Raw genomic sequence first — 1509 nt, 5'->3', positions numbered from 1 at the left:
CCTGTCTCTTATACACAAATCCTCGAACCGAAAGGTTCGGGGATTTTTTTTGAACTCTTATAAAATTTTGCGATCAGATCATTCGGTTACCAACTTAGGATGATTAGGATGATGTACTCAGAACCTGCACTTTGGGCTCAAAAACAGTTCGGACAAGCGAAACTCAATGACCCAAGAAGGACCCAAAGGCTCGTTACTCTTGCAACATCATTAGCAGAACAACCAGGAGTCTCTGTGGCTAAACTACCTATTTCACCAGCTGATATGGAAGGAGCATACCGCTTTATCCGAAATGAAAATATCAACGCTGATGATATCGCTGAATCTGGCTTTCAGGTAACAGCATCTGATGCTCATAAGCATGAATTACTTCTTGCTCTCGAAGATACGACGACACTGAGCTATTCCCATAGGAGTGTGAGAGAAGAACTAGGACATACTAATCAAGGTAATAAAAGCAGAGCGTTACTTGTCCACTCGACACTCCTTTTTGCACCTCATAGCCATACGGTTGTTGGACTCATAGAACAGCAATATTGGACGCGTGATATCACTAAACGTGGACAAGGTAACCAGTATGCAACGCGTCCATACGAGGAGAAAGAAAGCTACAAGTGGGAACTGGCATCTCGTAATACCGCAGAGCGATTAGGCTGTGTGATGAACAAGACTATTTCAGTCTGCGACCGTGAAGCCGACCTTATCGAATACTTATCTTATAAGCATGAACACCGGCAGCGTTTTGTTGTGCGCTCGATGCAGAGCCGTTGTATAGAAGAGCATGAGAACAGGCTTTATGACTACTCATCCACGTTATCTAGTGCGGGAGAAAAGAGTCTCACTATTCCACAAAAAGGAGGGCGCAGATCTCGAACAGTAACGCTCGATATTAAGTATGCTCAAGTTACCTTAAAATCACCGGCCAACAAGAAGCGATATCCTGATATCCCCGTTTATTACGTTGGTTGTATTGAGCAGGGGGAAAGCAGTGAGAAGCTGGAATGGCACTTGCTGACCTCTGAGGTAGTGACTTGCAAAGAGGATGCGCTAAAAGTCATCAGTTATTATGAACGACGTTGGTTGGTAGAAGACTTCCACAAGGTATGGAAAAGTGAAGGGACAGAAGTAGAGAACCTTCGTATGCAGAGCCGTGATAATCTGGAAAGGACAAGTGTGATCTTAGCCTTCATTGCAACACGCCTACTTCAGTTACGCTTTATGAAAGAGGTTAAAGAGTTATCGGAATCAAGTTGTGAAAACGTAATAGGCCAGAGGGCTTGGAAGTTGCTGTGGTTGAAGCTGGAAAATAAAACGCTGCCAAATGAAGCGCCTAATATGGAATGGGCATACAAGAACCTGGCAAAGCTGGGCGGCTGGAAAGATACGAAACGAACAGGGCGGGCCTCAATAAAAGTGTTATGGGAAGGATGGTTCAAATTACAAACCATCCTTGAGGGCTACGAGTTAGCAATGTCTCTTGATTAGCAAAACTTGTGATCAAGAGACAGG

1 protein-coding gene is annotated in these 1509 nt (G+C 44.3%); it reads left to right on the top strand.

Annotation, left to right across the window (positions count from 1 at the left end):
• Positions 1-111: 111 nt before the first annotated feature.
• Entirely contained in the window at positions 112-1485 is a 1374-nt protein-coding gene (locus P2G85_RS21400; RefSeq protein ID WP_275866014.1) for an IS4 family transposase, read from the top strand.
• Positions 1486-1509 lie beyond the last annotated feature (24 nt).

This window comes from Vibrio sp. CAU 1672 (assembly GCF_029223195.1).
Classification (GTDB): domain Bacteria; phylum Pseudomonadota; class Gammaproteobacteria; order Enterobacterales; family Vibrionaceae; genus Vibrio.
This window is presented reverse-complemented; position numbering and strand designations above follow the sequence as displayed.

Bases quoted from the DNA above. Each gene is read 5' to 3' on its own strand.
- P2G85_RS21400 (WP_275866014.1), top strand. From the start codon at position 112: ATGTACTCAGAACCTGCACTTTGGGCTCAAAAACAGTTCGGACAAGCG.